This is a genomic window from Mesorhizobium sp. WSM4823 (assembly GCF_055811195.1).
The window spans coordinates 1-309 of the sequence record NZ_JBVVQL010000063.1 but is presented as its reverse complement, the minus strand read 5'-3'; the positions used below and the strand labels follow the sequence as shown (position 1 = coordinate 309).

Below are 309 nucleotides of genomic sequence, written 5' to 3'. Positions count from 1 at the left end.
GGTTCAGGAGACGTTGGGCCGGGATCCGCATGCCGGCGATCTTTATGTCTTCCGCGGCCGCAGCGGCAACCTGATCAAGATTATCTGGCATGATGGGCTCGGCATGTCGCTGTATGCAAAACGGCTCGAGAAGGGCCGGTTTCTATGGCCGTCGCCGGCGGACGGCACGGTTTCCATATCACCGGCGCAGCTTGCCTACATGCTCGACGGGATCGATTGGCGCAACCCGCGTCACACGTTCCGACCGCAGCGCGCGGGCTGAGTTTTTCTTTGAGTTTGCGCCATTTTCCGCGAGTCAGCAGACTCGTT

General features: G+C 60.5%; 1 protein-coding gene. It reads left to right on the top strand.

Annotated features, from left to right (window positions below; translation table 11 throughout):
* Nucleotides 1-262 (top strand): IS66 family insertion sequence element accessory protein TnpB (tnpB, locus tag AC0L26_RS32025; protein ID WP_473636088.1); only part of this gene is annotated, 262 nt, incomplete at its 5' end.
* Nucleotides 263-309: the final 47 nt, after the last annotated feature.